Consider the following 2,923-nt stretch of genomic DNA (forward strand, 5'->3'; position numbering starts at 1 on the left):
CGGACGATGTATTTATCCCGGCAGCCCCTACACCTTCCCTGCTGGGGCTTGTAGATGCCTCTAAGGGCTCAGGCCGTAGATCAATATCCCAGCGTTGATTGGCTAGTTGAAAAACCTTGCCATCCCGTTCGGTGCGAATGCGCAGCGAATGGGGGTTTCTTGAATCACAGATCGTCCACCCGCTTTCCCATTCGCCCTTTCTGAATACTTGAACCGCCTGCTCTAACTGGGGTTTGAGCGTTTCAGTGTCATTTGCAGAATCGTTTGCATATAACGCGCGCTCGTTAGAAGTTAGACCAGCCATAAAAGGCATAGGGATAGGTTCTTTTAAAGAAGAAGAAGAAGAAAGAGAGTTCAAACCCGTTTCCTTATGTTTCCATTCAGTGATACCAATGGATCTGAGGCGGGTTTTTGCCTGTTCCATTGGTTTCCTTTGGTTTCCATTCAGTGATACCAATGGATCTGAGGAGCCGCACAAACCTGTGGAAAACTCCGTTTCTAGTGGTAGACAGGGTTGCTCTTTTTGGCTCAAAGTGATCGACCCCTTTTTAGGAGAAGAAAATTGATCCAAATCCTGCGGATTGGAGGGGGGATCGATCGCTCCCTTAAGGTCGCTCCTCCCCCCTAAATCAGCGGAAGGGAGAGAAGAAGCAGAGCCCTCTTCTGTGCGCTCGGCCCAATGTGGGTAATACGTATAGCCTTCGGCACCCTTCTGGCCGGTTCTTATGAATAGGCCCTTGCGATGAAGAGTCGCTAGATATCGCCTGGCCGCTTGGCGGGAACACTGCAGCAGTTCCATAACAGCTCTAGCTTTAAGTCCTTTGCCAGTGTTCTCATAGATCGTCTGCCCCTGGTCGTAAACCTTTACTTGTTGGCTAGTTAAAGCCTCTTCGGCCTTAATAATCGCCTCAGCCTTTATTAGATCCTCTGCATTGCCGTGGTTGACCCATTTAGCAGTCGGGCCTACCTGCTCAACAACTATTGATTGATCCTCTCCTCTGCCGCTACTGGTAACGAGAATCCGCTTATCTCTCTGCAATATTTCAGTATCTGCTGGATTTAACCAATTCATGTTTAAGGTTTGATCAAAAGCTGATGTAATCGAACTATGGCCGGATGCTGATTCAATTGCAGTTGCTCCACCGCTTTTTCTTGCGTGGTGAATACAGATAACAGTCGTTTTGCAATCCGCTTCTGCCAATGCAACCATTAGCCGATCAATAGGTGCAATAAAATCCCTAGTGTTTTCATCGCCATCTGAATAGGTACGCAAACAATCAACTACTAACATCGCATTAGGTCTTGCTACGCACAGCCCAACGATATATTTAAGACCCTCGCGGCTTAGATCTAACTTAGTTCCTTTTGTAGCTAGTTTGATATTCGGCATATTAATCTTGCCGTTAGGTTTTTTTGTTCCCAGCCCCTCTTTTAAAATTAGCTTCTTCCATTGTTTTCTCGCCATGTCACTGCCAAGAATAATGAAATGGTCGCAAAGATTGTGTATTGGCTGATCTAAACAATGAGACTTACGGCTCATGATGCAACCCATTATATGGGTAATTAATGATGTCTTACCAACTTTTGGGGCTGCAACAACTAAATTGCTAGATCCATATAAAAGTAAGTTACCCCATAGTTCTGCTTCTGAATCATCTGGCATATCTACATCTTCGCCGTATAAAACTGGTTCTTTATATCCGGCCTGGCGTATAAAACTATTCACTTCAGCAGCAGCTAAGCTAAAACCTAATTCAGATGCTTCCTTTTTAACTAATGCAGATCGCGTTAAAGGATCTTCATGTTTATCTACAATTGTTTGAATCTTTTCTTCAAGCGTAACTAAATTCTTTTCATTACTGCTTAAACCGCTATCTCCCATGCTGCTAATGGCTGCCAATATCTGCTCATTTGATGGGCTTTTCGCGTAAATCCAATCCTCAATACCCAATCCTCCATCAGCAGGCGGCTTTGGCCACGGCAGCCCAGGTGCCAATAACTGCATTACCCCTGGCACTTCGTTCGATAAATATCTGAACCACTTATCGAGATCGGCTTCATCGCAATCGGGCACCAATACGATCTCAACCCCATCGGCCCGCATTTTTCTCAACTCAGCAGCTAGACGCTCGTCTTTTTGATTCAGGCAGCTAATGGCAGTAAATCCTTTGCCAGCTAGCAGCTCAGCCTTTAGCTCGCCCCTAACAACAAACAGCTGCCTAGCGCCTGCGGCCTTCTCCCATAGGTAAGGCGCTACCTCGTTCTGTGATCTACCCGCAAGGCCTCCCTTGGCCCATTTCACCTCCTTTGGCTGGCCTTCCACATCCTTGCGATAACGCTGCGCAGGCACAGCAGCCCCATCCCAAAAAAAATAATCGAAATACCTAATCCCGTATTGCCTGGGGGCCTTGGCTGTCATCGCATCGTCAAGCTTCCACATCCCAGCCCCTTGGGCTTCATCGCTCTTGCCTAGATAGATATAAATCTCATTAGATTCACATTTTTTTCCTTTGATCCCATTCTTAGCCGTATGGCAAAAGACCCTGCCATCACTGAGAATCCTGCAATCTCCATCCTTTGTTCTACCGCAAATTGGACACGGTGATTTCTGCCCAGAAGGGTTAAAAGAATTCAACATCTGATACAGTAATTTTGGTTTTGATCGACCGCATCACATTCTTAAGAGGGCCTTCTGATCGGGGTCCTTTTTTGATGCGCAGCGGTATCGCACCATATCACGCTATTCCTGGCCTTCCTAAGCCTCAAGCCGCTACCGGTAGCTGCAACCTTGATCCGGCTGTACTGATCTTTAGCCTTTTGCATAGACCCACGGGGTGGGACTAATGGCCTTGGCAATGACCAAAACGGCTGGTAGCAAACAGTTTGAACTGATAACGCACAGCCGCAGGATGTGCGAAGTTCA

The 2,923-nt window shown here is 46.8% G+C and carries 1 protein-coding gene; it reads right to left on the bottom strand.

The window, feature by feature from the left end; genetic code table 11:
- Positions 1–2,440: AAA family ATPase (locus tag KB557_RS10450; RefSeq protein ID WP_255133969.1), on the bottom strand; the 2,440-nt coding region annotated here is incomplete at its 3' end.
- Positions 2,441–2,923 lie beyond the last annotated feature (483 nt).

It is taken from the genome of Synechococcus sp. Cruz CV12-2-Slac-r, assembly GCF_024346075.1.
In the GTDB taxonomy this organism is placed as follows: domain Bacteria; phylum Cyanobacteriota; class Cyanobacteriia; order PCC-6307; family Cyanobiaceae; genus Synechococcus_D.